General features: G+C 30.9%; 12 protein-coding genes and 1 pseudogene. 11 read left to right on the forward strand and 2 right to left on the reverse strand.

What is annotated here, in order from left to right:
• Position 1: 1 nt before the first annotated feature.
• Positions 2 to 2,396, forward strand: a pseudogene (gyrB, locus tag JCM12296_RS04870) (DNA topoisomerase (ATP-hydrolyzing) subunit B).
• A gap of 280 nt (positions 2,397 to 2,676) precedes the next feature.
• Here gyrB and asnS read toward each other — a convergent pair.
• A complete protein-coding gene (asnS, locus tag JCM12296_RS51295) occupies positions 2,677 to 3,426 on the reverse strand; it encodes an asparagine--tRNA ligase (protein ID WP_306303965.1) in 750 nt (249 codons plus the stop codon).
• A complete protein-coding gene (locus tag JCM12296_RS51300; protein WP_306303966.1) occupies positions 3,408 to 4,058 on the reverse strand; it encodes an OB-fold nucleic acid binding domain-containing protein in 651 nt (216 codons plus the stop codon). The genes asnS and JCM12296_RS51300 overlap by 19 nt, the downstream gene beginning before the upstream one ends.
• A 67-nt stretch (positions 4,059 to 4,125) precedes the next feature.
• On the opposite strand from JCM12296_RS51300, the gene JCM12296_RS35925 reads away from it, so the two are divergent.
• The 10 genes from JCM12296_RS35925 (at position 4,126) to JCM12296_RS04910 (ending at position 14,074) form a co-directional block, all read left to right on the forward strand.
• A complete protein-coding gene (locus JCM12296_RS35925; RefSeq protein WP_083455841.1) occupies positions 4,126 to 6,606 on the forward strand; it encodes a TIGR03960 family B12-binding radical SAM protein in 2,481 nt (826 codons plus the stop codon).
• 1 nt (position 6,607) lies between these two features.
• On the forward strand, positions 6,608 to 8,134 hold the full coding sequence (locus tag JCM12296_RS04885) for an Rne/Rng family ribonuclease (protein WP_054690594.1): 1,527 nt from the start codon (positions 6,608 to 6,610) through the stop codon (positions 8,132 to 8,134).
• A gap of 133 nt (positions 8,135 to 8,267) precedes the next feature.
• A complete protein-coding gene (gene rpmH / locus JCM12296_RS35930) occupies positions 8,268 to 8,402 on the forward strand; it encodes a 50S ribosomal protein L34 (protein WP_083455842.1) in 135 nt (44 codons plus the stop codon).
• A gap of 59 nt (positions 8,403 to 8,461) precedes the next feature.
• Complete coding sequence (gene rnpA, locus JCM12296_RS04890) at positions 8,462 to 8,806, forward strand: ribonuclease P protein component (protein WP_054690596.1); 345 nt, start codon at positions 8,462 to 8,464, stop codon at positions 8,804 to 8,806.
• 5 nt (positions 8,807 to 8,811) lie between these two features.
• Positions 8,812 to 9,021 carry a membrane protein insertion efficiency factor YidD gene (gene yidD / locus JCM12296_RS35935; RefSeq protein WP_083455849.1) on the forward strand — a complete coding sequence of 70 codons (210 nt, stop codon included), beginning with the start codon at positions 8,812 to 8,814 and terminating at the stop codon, positions 9,019 to 9,021.
• 134 nt (positions 9,022 to 9,155) lie between these two features.
• A complete protein-coding gene (yidC, locus tag JCM12296_RS04895; protein ID WP_054690598.1) occupies positions 9,156 to 10,832 on the forward strand; it encodes a membrane protein insertase YidC in 1,677 nt (558 codons plus the stop codon).
• Positions 10,833 to 10,863: 31 nt separating this feature from the next.
• On the forward strand, positions 10,864 to 11,568 hold the full coding sequence (jag, locus tag JCM12296_RS04900) for an RNA-binding cell elongation regulator Jag/EloR (protein WP_054690600.1): 705 nt from the start codon (positions 10,864 to 10,866) through the stop codon (positions 11,566 to 11,568).
• 24 nt (positions 11,569 to 11,592) lie between these two features.
• Positions 11,593 to 13,008, forward strand: coding sequence for a tRNA uridine-5-carboxymethylaminomethyl(34) synthesis GTPase MnmE (gene mnmE, locus JCM12296_RS04905; RefSeq protein ID WP_054690602.1), 1,416 nt, complete (start codon positions 11,593 to 11,595; stop codon positions 13,006 to 13,008).
• Positions 13,009 to 13,040: 32 nt separating this feature from the next.
• Entirely contained in the window at positions 13,041 to 13,706 is a 666-nt protein-coding gene (locus JCM12296_RS35940; protein ID WP_083455843.1) for a YkgJ family cysteine cluster protein, read from the forward strand.
• Between the two features lie 26 nt (positions 13,707 to 13,732).
• Positions 13,733 to 14,074: a hypothetical protein gene (locus tag JCM12296_RS04910; RefSeq protein WP_054690603.1), complete on the forward strand. Its 342-nt coding sequence runs from the start codon at positions 13,733 to 13,735 to the stop codon at positions 14,072 to 14,074.
• The last annotated feature ends 101 nt before the right edge of the window (positions 14,075 to 14,175 follow it).

A 14,175-nucleotide genomic window follows, 5' to 3' on the forward strand; every position in this document is an offset into this window, starting at 1 on the left:
AATGAGCGAAATTTATGATGCAAATAGTATAGATGTACTAGAGGGGCTTGAGCCGGTCCGGTTAAGACCCTCAATGTATATTGGTAATGTTGATGTGGCTGGTCTTCATCATTTGGTTTACGAGGTTGTGGATAATAGCATTGATGAGGCGATGGCCGGTTTTTGTGATAATATCCGGGTCAGTATTCATTCGGATAACAGTGTTAGTGTTGAAGATAACGGGCGCGGTATACCTGTTGATATTCATCGCACGGAAAATGTTCCAGCTGTCGAAGTCGTATTGACGAAACTGCATGCCGGTGGAAAATTTGACAATGACAGTTATAAAGTGTCTGGAGGACTTCATGGCGTTGGTGTTAGCGTCGTTAATGCGTTGTCAAAAAAACTTGAAGTCGAAATATACGGAAAAGGTAATATTTATTATCAGACATATGAGCGAGGAATTAAAACAAGTGAATTAACGATTAAAGGAAAAACTGATAAAAAAGGAACAAAGATCCATTTTATTCCTGATGATACGATATTCAATACAACAGAATTTAATTATGATATTCTTTCACGGCGACTGAGAGAATTGGCCTTTCTGAACAAAGGGGTTAATATATACATCGAGGATGAACGTTTCGATAAAAATGAAAAATTCCATTATGATGGAGGAATTGCATCTTTTGTCGAATATCTGAACAGACGCCACGCAGTTTTACATGAGCCCGTATTCATAGAAGGATATCGAAATGATGTAAATATAGAAGTAGCTATTCAGTACAATGCTACCTATAAGGAAAATATTTTTTCTTTTGCGAATAATATCAATACGGTAGAGGGTGGTTTTCATTTAATTGGTTTTAAAGCGGCACTTACCAGGTGTATAAATCAGTATTCTCTTAATGGTAATCTGCCAAAAAACCTTTCTGCAAAAATAAGTGGTGATGATGTCCGTGAAGGGTTGACAGCTATTGTTAGTGTTAGAATCAAGTCACCCCAGTTTGAAGGGCAGACCAAAACAAAGTTGGGAAATAGTGAAGTTAAGGGTTTGGTTGAGTCGCTGGTTAATGAAAAACTCAGCTCTTTTATGGAAGAAAATCCTGCTGTAGCACGTAAGATCATTGAAAAGGCAGTCGATGCGGCAAGAGCTCGGGATGCAGCCAAAAGAGCGAGGGATCTTGCAAGAAATAAAGGCGCGTTAATTGATTCAACACTTCCGGGAAAATTAGCGGATTGCCAAGTTCCTGAGCCTTCAATGCGGGAATTATTCCTTGTCGAAGGTGACTCGGCAGGTGGCTCGGCGAAACAAGGTAGGGACAGAAAATTTCAGGCAATATTACCGTTAAGAGGAAAAATACTGAATGTAGAAAAAGCAAGATTCGATAAAATCCTGCGAAGTGAAGAAATAAAAAATATAATTACAGCGTTAGGAACAGGAGTAGGAAAAGAAGAATATAATATTGATAAAATACGGTATCATAAAATTATAATTATGACGGACGCTGATGTTGATGGTTCTCACATCAGACATTGTTACTGACTTTTTTTTACCGTCAAATGCCGGAATTAGTGGATAAGGGCTATCTATATATTGCTCAACCACCGTTATTTAAAATTACCAAAGGAAAGAACGAATCCTACATTAAAAATGAAAAGGAACTCAACGAATTTATACTTAAAAAGAGCAGCGAAAAGAAAAAAATAAAAGTATTACAGAAAGATCATACTCTTGTAGATTATAACCTTTTTATTTTTTATGTGATTTAAGTGAGTTTGTTGCCTCAATGGAGAAGTTGGAAAGCAATGGTTTTAATTCTAAGGTTGTGGAGGAATTGATAAAATCTGAAATACAAGATAAATCTTTTCTTCAAAATAGAGACAACATGCTAAAATTAAATGAAAAATTTAAATCCAAAGGCTATGCTACAGAAGAATTATATTGGAATCGTGATGAAGAAGTTTTTGAGTTAACCATTAAAGCGCCTGATCAAAATAATTATATGCAAATAAATACTGTTGGAAAAAGTTTGATATATTCCTCAGATTATCAGAAATGTTTTATTTTGAATAAAAAAATAGAAAATATAGATAACCCTCCATTTGAAATAAGTTCGATGGAAAAAGAGTCAGAACCTGCTATTTTAAAAAATAAATATGATTTATTGCAAAATATTCTTGAAGAAGGCAAGAAAGGGTTCAATATTCAGAGATACAAAGGTTTAGGCGAAATGAATCCAGAACAATTATGGCAGACAACAATGCACCCAGATAAAAGAACCTTGCTAAAAGTAACTGTTGAGGATGCGGTTGAATCAGATGAAATTTTTACTATTCTTATGGGAGACGAGGTTGAGCCAAGACGCGATTTCATTCAAAATAACGCTTTAGAAGTCAGTATGTTAGATATTTAAAGAGGCTAAAAACAAGAACCCCCTATTTAAAAAATAGAGGGTTCTTTAATGGGTGCGCTCCTTTATTGGCAAATTTTTTCAACTTCAGCAGCAGCAAGAACAGTTAATAACGTTTAAGTAATCGAATCAGTAGGCAGAATAGAGTATTATCGCAATCGCAGGTTTTTTGCATAAAAGAGCTTATAAGAACTCGCATAAACATTATTTATTGTCAATCTCTTTTTGAATAATTTTAATAAAAATGCTATCTATTTAAAATGATTAAAGTTTTAATAAGCTATTAAAAATCTATGCTTCCGGGAGTTCTAGGAAAGGGAATTACATCTCTAATATTAGTAATGCCAGTAATCAGCATTAGAAGGCGTTCAAAGCCAAGTCCAAATCCACTGTGTGGAACAGACCCATATTTTCTTGAGTCCAAATACCACCAATAGTGATCTTTTGAAAGGCCTAAAAATTCCATATTTTTTTCTAATATATCAAGCCTTTCCTCACGTTGGCTACCACCTATTAACTCTCCAATTCGGGGAACAATGATATCCATGGCCGCAACCGTTTCGTTATCTTCATTCAAGCGCATATAAAAAGGTTTAATTCCTTTAGGATAGTTATATATGATCACCGGTTTATTGAAAACTTTTTCGCTCAAATAACGTTCATGCTCGGATTGCAGGTCCAAGCCATGAACGATTTTGAAAGTGAAAGCTTCTTTTGATTTTATTAAAATATCAACGGCTTCTTCATATGGAATTCTAATAAAATCGTTATAAATGATTTTGTCCAAAGAAAAAATCAACTGTTTATCAACAAAATTTGAGAATAAATTGATATCATCGGAACAATACTCAAGGGAAAAACTAACAATATTTTTGATAAGTTCTTCTCCAAGATCCATATTTTCATTAAGATTGCAGAATGCCATTTCTGGTTCTATCATCCAGAATTCTGCAATATGCCGGCTCGTATTTGAGTTTTCAGCACGGAAAGTAGGTCCAAACGTATAAACATTGCCTAATGATAGGGCAAACATTTCTGCTGAAAGCTGACCCGATACAGTAAGATTTGATTCTTTACCAAAAAATCTTTTGAATAATCGATTTTTTTATCTTCCTTCATAGGAAGGGGGTCACTTAATGTCGTAACACGAAAAAGCTCTCCTGCTCCTTCACAATCCGAGCTGGTGATAACAGGGGTATGTATATACCAAAAACCACGATCTTTGAAAAATTTATGGACAGCCCATGAAACTTCACTTCTGATTCTAAATAAGGAACCGTATTTATTTGTTCGTGGCCTTAAATGGGCAATCGTACGTAAATATTCATCACTATGCCTCTTTTTTTGCAAAGGGAAGGAATCTTCAGAGGAACCTATTATTTCTATGGTAAGGGCTTGGATTTCCCATTTTTGTCTACTTCCTTGAGATGCAACCATGTTGCCAGTGACTTCAAGGGCTGATCCTGTTTTTAATTTCCTTATTTTTGAATAATCGACATAATTATCATTAACAATAATCTGTATATTTTTTAGACATGAACCATCATTTAATTCTATAAAAGAAAATGTTTTTGAATCTCTTTTTGTTTTTACCCATCCTTTAATTAAAATATTTTTTTTGGGACTTTCTAAATTAATAAGGTCTATAATTTTATTTCTTTTCATTGGCAAAACCATATATTTAAAAAAAATAGTTAAAGGATAAATAATTTAATTTTATAAGAAGAATATCATGAGCAATAAAACTATTCAAGAGATCCTTCCCTTAATTCAACTTCCTAGTCGGTATTTAGGTAACGAAATCAACAGCATTAAAAAAAAATGGAACTCAGTAGAAATTCGCTTTGCTTTGGCATTCCCTGATCTTTATGAGATTGCTTCATCTCATTTTGGAATACAAATACTGTATAATATTTTAAATAAAAAAAACAATATATTAGCAGAACGTGTTTTCGCACCAGCAATGGATATGGAGTTACATCTCCGAGAGAATGATATCCCTTTATTTTCTCTTGAGTCGAAAAAACCAATAAAGGAATTTGATATTATCGGTTTTAGTCTGTTGTATGAGCTAAATTACACTAACATGATTAATATGCTTGATCTATCAAAAATTCCTTTGTTTTCAAAAAAAAGAACTGAAACTGATCCGATTGTTATCGCTGGTGGTCCCTGTACCTGTAATCCGGAGCCTATTGCCGATTTTTTTGATGCTATTGTTGTCGGTGATGGTGAATATGTATTGTTGGAAATGCTAAATATATGGAAAAAAAATAAATTTAATAATAAATCCGGCCGCCAAGATTTATTGGAAGCGTGGTCTCGCTTGAAAGGCGTTTATATACCAAGTTTTTTTGATGTTAAATATTCTAATAATGAACAAATACTTATTCCAAAAACAGCATGGCATACTTGTGTTGATAGAGCTGTTGTTCCTGATCTGAATGAGGCTGTTTATCCAGAAAATCCAATTATACCCTATGGAAAACCAATTCATGATCGTCTACGAATGGAAATAGCCCGCGGGTGTACAAGAGGATGTCGATTTTGCCAGGCAGGCATGATTTATAGACCTGTAAGAGAAAGAGATCCTGATAAAATATTATCAATTACGCAGAAATCTTTAATTAATACCGGTTATGAAGATTTATCGCTTTTATCACTAAGCACAGGAGATTATTCTTGCATTTCTAATCTAATAAAAACGCTTATTAATTCAAAAACATATAATGGTGTCTCCATTTCATTACCATCGTTAAGAGCAGGTTCAATTAGCCAAGAATTAATGGATTGCATAAGAAAAGTTAGAAAAACAGGATTTACAATTGCACCTGAAGCCGGAAGTCAACGTTTGCGGGATGTAATTAATAAAAATATCGATGAAAACGATATTATTAGTACAGTCAATAGTGCTTATTTAATGGGATGGAAGATAATAAAATTATATTTTATGATAGGTCTTCCATCTGAACAGCATAAAGACTTAGTGGCTATTGTCGATTTAATAAAGAAAATTAAATACGATATATTGAAAAAAGGCGATATAAAAATAAATGTTAGTTTATCGACTTTTGTGCCAAAACCTAATACACCTTTTCAATGGGAAGAACAAATTGATCTTGAAGTTGCAAAAAATAAAATAGAATGGTTAAGAGACAATCTAAATATACATAATGTTAGAGTTAAATGGCAAGACCCAAGGGTTAGTAAAATTGAAGCTGCTTGGTCTAGAGGAAATAGAAAACTTAGTAACGTTCTTGTTGAAGCATGGAGAAATGGATGCCGTTTTGATGGGTGGAGTGATTATTTTAATTATGATAAATGGATCTCTGTTTTTAATAAATGTAATATCAATTTCCTGCAATTTACTGATCACAAAATAGATGTTGAAAAAAAATTGCCTTGGGACCATATTAATATTGGAATTAACAAAAAATATTTAATTGAAGAAAAAGAACGTTCTCTAAAAGGAGTTACAACGGAAGATTGTCGGAATGGAAAATGTTCAAATTGCGGAGTTTGTGATTTTAAAGAAATAAAACCTATTTTATATTATACTAATAAAAAATTAGTAATTTCTGATAATAAAGATGAAATTAATGATATTAATACATATAAATTCAGAATTAAGTTTATAAAAAAAGGTGATGCAAGATTTTTCGGTCATTTAGAATTAGTCAATATATTTATAAGAGCAACAAGACGCATGGGGTTTCCAATTAAATATTCTGAAGGTTTTCATCCTATGCCAAAAATTTCTTTTATTGATTCTTTGCCTATAGGAATTCAAAGTATAAATGAAGAAATGATAATAAAAATGTATAAATATATTGATCCTGATGAAATAACTAAAAAAATAAATAAAACTTTGCCTGAAGGCATCAAAATAATAAAAACAAGCTTATTTCATAAAAATGAAAATGATAAATATAATTATTTCATAGAACTTAAAGATTGTTTTTTTAATTCAAAAAAAATCGATTTATTTTATAAAGAAAAAGTATTCGAAATAACTAAAAAAAATAAAAAAGGTAATATTATAAAAATAAATCTAAAAGAAATGATTGATAATATAACTATTATTGGTCTAAATAAAGCAATTTTAACTATAAAAATAAATAATGGAATAATTATAAGGCCGAATAAAATTCTTAGGGAATTATTCGGATTAAACGATTACCAAATAATTCAATCAAAGATAATAAAAATTTAAGATGCATAAAAAAATAATTATAAATGTATCCGACCATGAAACGCGTGTAGCATTGGTTGAAGAAGAAACCATTGCTGAACTTTTTATCGAAAGAAAAGGTAGTCGAGATATTACCGGAAATATTTATAAAGGAAGAGTGCAGCGGGTTTTGCCAGGAATGCAAGCTGCCTTTGTCGATATAGGCTTAAACCAAGCTGCTTTTATTTATGTTGATGATGTAGTAAACCATCAATATGTAGAATCGGAAAATTATTTTAACTGCGATAATTTAGAATTAGAAAAAAAAAATATAGAGAATCAAAATGAAAAAACCATCGTAAAGGAAAATATTGAAAACATTCTTAGAGAAGGACAAGAAGTACTGGTTCAAGTTTCAAAATCTCCGATTGGAACAAAAGGAGCAAGAATAACATCTAATATTTCTCTTCCTGGTAGATTTTTAGTTTTAATGCCGACTTCATCGCATATTGGTATTTCAAGAAGGATTGAGGATGATGTAGAGAGAAACAGATTAAAGGAAATAGTATTAGGACTCGCAGATAAAAGTAATATGGGATATATTGTACGAACTGCTGCAGAAGGGATTAATAAAGAAAAAATTGCGTATGAGATGGGTTTTTTAAAGAATTTATGGTGTAATATTCAAAAGAAATATCAGACTGCTATTACACCATCAATGCTTCATCAAGAACTAAATTTAAGTCTTAGAGCCGTTCGAGATTTGCTTATACAAGAAGCTGAAAAATTAGTAATAGACTCAAAGAAGGATTATGATTCAGTTTTAAATTTTCTTGAAACATTTAATCCAAAATTAAAAAGCTCAGTAGAATTATATGATGGGAAAGAACCTATTTTTGATTCTTATAATCTCGAAGGTGATATTATAAGAGCATTGAAAAAGAAAGTTTGGTTAAAATCTGGTGGATACATCGTTATAGAACATACTGAAGCTTTGGTGGCAATAGATGTTAATACCGGTAGATATGTCGGAAAACATAATTTGGAAGAAACAATATTAAAAACAAATTTAGAAGCAGTTAAGGAAATTGCTTATCAAATTCGATTGAGAGATATAGGGGGTATTATAATTATTGATTTCATCGACATGGAAAAAAAATCGAATCAAGAAAAAGTATTTTCCGCTTTAAATGAAGCAGTTACAAAAGACAGGAGCAAAACCCATATCCTTCCCATCTCAGAGATGGGGCTTATCCAAATGACTAGGAAAAGAACAAGAAAACCTTTAAGTCGACTTCTGTGTGATCCGTGTCCTTATTGTGATGGAGAGGGCTATGTTATTTCCATAAAGACCATTTGTTATTCTATCTATCGAGAAATATTAAGATATGCCGTTGATATGACCGGAAATAGGCTTACATTAAGAGTTAATCCGGAAGTGGCTGAATATTTGCATGGTGAAGAAAATCGGCTTATTCCTGGTATTGAAAAAACGATAGAAAAACAGATAACGATATATCCCGATGTTCGATATCACATGGAAGCATTTGAAATAACAGAATCATTGTGATAAACGACCGATTATATGGTGGCATTGAAAATTAAAACAGGTATTTCAATCTTGACACAGGTATTTTCTTATGATTAATAAAATCGATTTGTTATGTGTTTTAAAAAAATATAACTAAAAAAGGAAATAAATAATGAAAAGAACTTATCAGCCAAGCAAAATTAAGCGTTCAAGAACTCATGGTTTTAGATTAAGAATGTCCAGCAAAGCAGGTAGAAGAATTATTAACAGAAGAAGAGCGAAGGGAAGAAAACGTTTAGCTCTTTAATCTTAAGGATTCGGCCTTTTGAAAATTAATTAGAAATAAACAAAAAAGGTCGAATCCTTATGAACCCACAAGTACTGAAAAAAGAAGATAAACTCAGAAAGCGTTATGAATTTATAACGCTTTCTGAGTTTGGAGAAAAGAAATTTTATAAAAATATAATTATTATTTACCGTAAAAATGATTTAAGTAATTCAAGGATAGGAATAACAGTATCAAAAAAAGTGGGAAATGCAGTTGTAAGGAACAAAATAAAAAGAATTATAAGAGAATTTTTTAGAAAATCGCGTATGTTATATAATAATAACTATGACATTAATATTATCGTGAGAAAGAAAATAAAAAATTGCGACCATAGCGATTTGAAAAAAGAGCTGGAACTCTTTCAAATTAAAATTGGAAAATAATGTCGATGAAAAAAATTTTTCTTATAATAATAAGAATATATCAAATTTTAATTTCACCAATCTTTGGGCAAACATGTAGATTTTATCCCTGTTGTTCTGAATATGCATACCAATCTTTAAAAGAGCATGGTTTTGCTGTAGGGAGTATGCTTACGCTAAAAAGAATAATAAAATGCCATCCTTTTCATCCAGGTGGGTATGATCCAGTTCCCTAATGAACTGCAAAATTAAATTCTCCTGATTACTGTGTACTATGTATTTTTCCCCCTTTTCTGACTTTGTTGATGTTGTTTAGATATAAACAGCGTAATTAACGTATTGACGAGAAAAATCGTCAAGGAGATTTAAAATGGAACAAGTTCGGCTGCTGTTGGCAATCGGCCTATCTTTCGTCGTATTATTCATCTGGAGTGTTTTTTTTATAGATAAGCAGCCAGAACAGATCGATAATAAAGAAATCGTAGAAAAAAGCCAAATCAAAAATAATGAAGAAAATAATATAGATGTAGAAAATAAAATTGAAAATAATAAACAGAAAGATATAGTTTCTTCCCACCATTCACGTCAAAACAATATTGTTGATAATCCTCAATATGAAAGGCAAGTTAGTATTGAGACGCCATTTTATATTGTTAAAATTTCAAGTAGAGGCGCTACTTTTAAAAGTTACGTTTTAAAAAAATACAAAGAAAATGCGAAACCTGGGTCACCAGATAAACAATTAATCCCCATCAATATAAATAATGGCGTTCTTAATACAACTTTGGCAAATTCTTCTATAAAAGGTTTTGGTGATGCTAATTATTCAATAAGCGAAAAATTAGAAAAAATATCCCTATTAAAAAGTAAAAAAGAAATTCATTTTCGTTGGATATCTGACAATGGATATATAATCGATAAAAAATTTACTTTTGATCCAAAAAGTTATCTTATTTCATTGGATGTAGCTATTATAAACAATACTGATAATGCATTAATTGATAGCTTATCAATTGGGATGAAGAATAATGTTGAAGATGAAAAAGGTTATGGTTTTTCGGGGCCTAGTGCATTAATTGATAATTCTCTAAAACAAATTAAAATTAAAAATATAGACGAAGAAAATGAGTTTAAAGGAATAATAAAATGGGTTGGTATTGAAGATCAATACTTTACTTATACGATTGTTCCCGAAAAACCGATTGAAGGTATAATGCGGTTATCCATTGAGGATAATATCGTTTCCAATCGATTAATAACTGATAATTTTAGAATCGAATCCAAACAACAAAAGAGTTTTAAGTATTTAGTATTTATGGGTCCGAAGAGCATGGAATTATTGAATAGTCTTGGTCATGATTTGGGTAAAGTATTAAATTTTGGTTTCTTTGATATCATAGCCAAGCCGTGTCTATGGTTTTTAATTAAAATTCATAGCATTATTCCAAATTATGGTTTTGCTATAATTATTTTAACAATAATTACTAAATTAATTTTATGGCCATTGGGTTCAAAAAGCTACAAATCAATGAATGATATGAAGAAGCTTCAACCTTTAATGGCCGAAATTAGAGAAAAAAATAAAAATGATAAACAAAAAATGAATCAAGAGTTGATGTCTTTATATAAGACATACAAAATAAATCCTATGGGTGGATGTCTTCCGATGGTTCTTCAAATACCAGTTTTTTTTGCTTTGTATAGGATGTTATATCAAGCAATAGAATTACGACATGCGCCTTTTATATTTTGGATAAATGATTTATCAGCACCCGATAGACTTTTTAATTTTTCTTTTTCAATACCTTTTATGCAACCTCCATACGGAATTCCTGTTTTGACCATAATAATGGGAGCGACGATGTTGCTTCAACAAAAGATGTCACCACCTCCTGGAGATCCAGCTCAAGCAAAAATGATGATGCTGATGCCGATCGTTTTTACTTTTATTTTTATCAATTTTTCATCCGGCTTGGTCTTATATTGGTTAGTGAATAATATTCTGTCTATTAGCCAACAATACTACATTCAAAAGAAAGCTAAATAAAATCCAAAGGAATGAGAAATCCAGAGGGAAAATGATAAACATTTTAGAGTTTAAAGGAAAGAGTGTTGAAAAAGCACTTGAAAGTGCCAGTAAAGAATTAAACGTATTAAAAGAAAATATACGATATGAAGTTATTACTTATGGATCATCCGGTATTTTCGGATTGGTTGGCGTAAAGAAGGCTAAAATAAATGTTTTTGTCGATAAAGAAGATAAAAGCAAGTTTAATAAAAATAGCAATGAAACAAATAATCTTTTAAGTAATGAAGAAATAGAATGTGAAAAAGAAAAAATTAAAAAAATAGTTAACTATTTATCGGATAATGTTAAAATTGAACATTATTTTGATGGAGAAGAACTGGTATTCAAAATATCAGGTAATCAAAGTGGTGTAATAATAGGTAAAAGAGGTCAAACTTTAGAAGCTATTCAATATATAAGCGAAAAATTAATTAATAAAAAAAGAGAAAAAAGAATCAGAGTTGTTGTAGATGTTGAGGATTATATTGAAAAAAGGAAAAAAAATTTAATTAAATTAGCACATAGGATGGCTGAGAAGGCAAAAAAGAATAAAAAAACTATCACTATTGGTCAAATGAATTCGCATGATAGAAGAATAATACACTTAGAATTAAAAGATGTAATTGGGGTAAGAACAAAAAGTATTGGAGATGGATTTTATAGAAAACTAATAATTATTCCTATCCATAAAAAAATAAAAAATAATAAGAAATAATTTTTTAAGAAGCATTGAAAATAAATGTTAGAAGAAACCATTGCAGCAATAGCAACTGCTTTAGGTCCCGCCGGCATAGGTATAATTAGAATTTCTGGCCCTAATGCCTTAGAAATAATTTATAAACTTTTTAGTCCGATAGCAAAAGAAATAAAAAATTCTAATTTCCTCACTTTTAAAAATAACATCAAATCTCATAGAATTTATTTTGGAAGAATTCAGAATTATGCAACAAATGAAATTTTAGATGAAGCAATTATTCTATATATGAAAGGTCCAAAAAGCTTCACAAGAGAAGATGTTGTTGAAATTCAAGTTCACTCAGGAATAATAAATTTAGAAAGAATATTAAAAGAAGTGATAAAGGCTGGTGCCAGGATAGCTGAACCTGGAGAATTTACATTGCGAGCATTTAATAATGGAAGAATAGATTTAACCCAAGCCGAATCGATTATCGATTTGATTAATGCGCCTTGTGAAAAAGCTGCACAAATTGCTATCGGCCAACTTTCAGGAATATTATCCAAAAAAATAGAAAAACTGAGAAATTGTATTTACGATATTAAAGCAAAATTAGAAGCATACATTGAATTTTATGATGATGAAAATATTGCAGCGGAAAAAATATGTTTTGAGGCAAAAAAAAATCTTGCCGAAAACATTCTCCCTGAGATTAAAAAAATTTTAAAAAATAGTAATGAAAAATCAATATATGCAAAAGGCATAATTCTTACCATAGCCGGATACCCAAACGTAGGAAAATCGAGTCTGCTCAATTGTCTTGTTGAAAAAGAAACGGCAATCGTTAGTGAAATTCCAGGGACCACAAGAGATATTGTTAAAGATTTCCTAACGATTAAAGGTCTTCCGATTACAGCATGTGATACTGCAGGAATACATCATTCAATAGATCCTATAGAATTAAAAGGCATTAAAAAAACTAAAGAAAATATTGAATGTTCTGATATTATTATATTTATTTTAGACGGAAGCAGAATTTTAAATAAGGTTGAAAAAGAATTTCTCTACAAAAATAATGATAGAAATCTGTTAAAGGTTATAAATAAAATAGATATATCAACAGAGAAAAACATTGCCAATTTAGAAAAATATCTTAATGAAAACAACATCCCACAAATTTCTGCGAAGAATGATATTGGAATCGAAAAATTAAAAAATCTCATTTTTGAGAAGATTACTCACCAAAAACAAACCAGAATAAATTTTGATTTTGAAGTTGCCAATTTAAGGCAGTGTTATTTACTCGAAAAAATTGAAAAAGAAATAAATAGGATATTCGAAAAAGAAATATTTATAGATTTACAAGATTTTTCCGACGCTATTGGCATAATAATTAATATATTTAATAAAATCACTGGAAATGTAAATTCCGATAAATTGTATAAACAAATTTTTCAACAATTTTGTATTGGGAAATAGTGTTTCACGTGAAACAATGTTGAGGATCGATCATGATGATACCGGAATTAGAGTTAATTTTTGCAGAATATGAAAATATTGTAAGTCAGGTTGATCAGGTTTTTGAATCTGTATGTAATCAATTCCCTGAATGTATAAACTGTAAAAAAGAGTGCTCAGATTGCTGTCATGCATTATTTGACTTAACGTTAGTTGAAGCAATTTATATAAATTATAAATTTATAGAAAATATTCCTGAGACAAAAAGAGCTTTGATTTTAGAAGAGGCAAACAAAGTAGATAGAAAACTATACCGCTTAAAGCGAGATTCATTTAGATCTATTGAATCTGGCGATAAAACCGAAGATCAGGTCTTGTTTGAATTAGCTGCCGAAAGATCTCGTTGTCCTTTATTAAATAATGAAAACCTATGTGATTTATATAAATTTAGACCTATTACTTGTCGATTGTACGGGATTCCTACTTCTATTGGAGGGAGGGGTCATACCTGTGGATTATCGATGTTTAAAGAGGGGCAGAGCTATCCAACCGTTAACCTTGATGCAATTTATTTGAAATTAAATGATCTTTCATCTAAATTGGTTAAGACTATAAAATCTTCATATACTCAGATGGATAAAATTTTGATGCCGCTTTCTATGTCATTGTTAACTGTTTTTGATGAATCCTATTTAGGCGTAAAAAAAGATAAAGAATAAAGAAAAGGTGAAAAAGAGGTCAATAAATGAATTATTTACTTTCGGATGCAGATAAAAAAAAATCCGTGTTTGACTCTATGTCGCCAAAAAGACAAAAATATATTATAGAAAAAGTTGGTTATGACAAATGGGATCCATTTGAAAAACCAAAAGATCCTATTGATATCAGACGGGATAAAAGTAAGCGTACCGCGCAAATGCTTGTTCGTGAATTTTTACAGTCAAAATCAATGGATCAATATTCAAATAATTATGGCCGCGGTGTTTTAGATATGGCCATTGGGATAGTTAATGATGATGATCGTTATATAGCGATGTATGATTTCGCCCTTTGGCACAATGAACTTATCAGAAAAGAGCAGGGTTAATAGATTCATAAAAATCCGCGTCCCAAACGATATCGTAAAAAACCCGATAACAAGGCTTGCGAGTCCTTAGGAATGCGGCGTACTTTTGCGTACGCCGCAGT

The sequence above is a fragment of the Desulfosarcina cetonica JCM 12296 genome (genome assembly GCF_001311845.1).
In the GTDB taxonomy this organism is placed as follows: domain Bacteria; phylum Desulfobacterota; class Desulfobacteria; order Desulfobacterales; family Desulfosarcinaceae; genus Desulfosarcina; species Desulfosarcina cetonica.

Coding starts and splice junctions, on each gene's coding strand:
- JCM12296_RS04885 (WP_054690594.1), top strand. CDS start 6,608: ATGCATAAAAAAATAATTATAAATGTATCCGACCATGAAACGCGTGTA.
- yidC (WP_054690598.1), top strand. CDS start 9,156: ATGGAACAAGTTCGGCTGCTGTTGGCAATCGGCCTATCTTTCGTCGTA.
- JCM12296_RS35925 (WP_083455841.1), top strand. CDS start 4,126: ATGAGCAATAAAACTATTCAAGAGATCCTTCCCTTAATTCAACTTCCT.
- rpmH (WP_083455842.1), top strand. CDS start 8,268: ATGAAAAGAACTTATCAGCCAAGCAAAATTAAGCGTTCAAGAACTCAT.
- jag (WP_054690600.1), top strand. CDS start 10,864: ATGATAAACATTTTAGAGTTTAAAGGAAAGAGTGTTGAAAAAGCACTT.
- JCM12296_RS04910 (WP_054690603.1), top strand. CDS start 13,733: ATGAATTATTTACTTTCGGATGCAGATAAAAAAAAATCCGTGTTTGAC.
- mnmE (WP_054690602.1), top strand. CDS start 11,593: ATGTTAGAAGAAACCATTGCAGCAATAGCAACTGCTTTAGGTCCCGCC.
- JCM12296_RS51300 (WP_306303966.1), bottom strand. CDS start 4,058: ATGAAAAGAAATAAAATTATAGACCTTATTAATTTAGAAAGTCCCAAA.
- asnS (WP_306303965.1), bottom strand. CDS start 3,426: ATGTTTGCCCTATCATTAGGCAATGTTTATACGTTTGGACCTACTTTC.
- yidD (WP_083455849.1), top strand. CDS start 8,812: ATGAAAAAAATTTTTCTTATAATAATAAGAATATATCAAATTTTAATT.
- JCM12296_RS35940 (WP_083455843.1), top strand. CDS start 13,041: ATGATGATACCGGAATTAGAGTTAATTTTTGCAGAATATGAAAATATT.
- rnpA (WP_054690596.1), top strand. CDS start 8,462: ATGAACCCACAAGTACTGAAAAAAGAAGATAAACTCAGAAAGCGTTAT.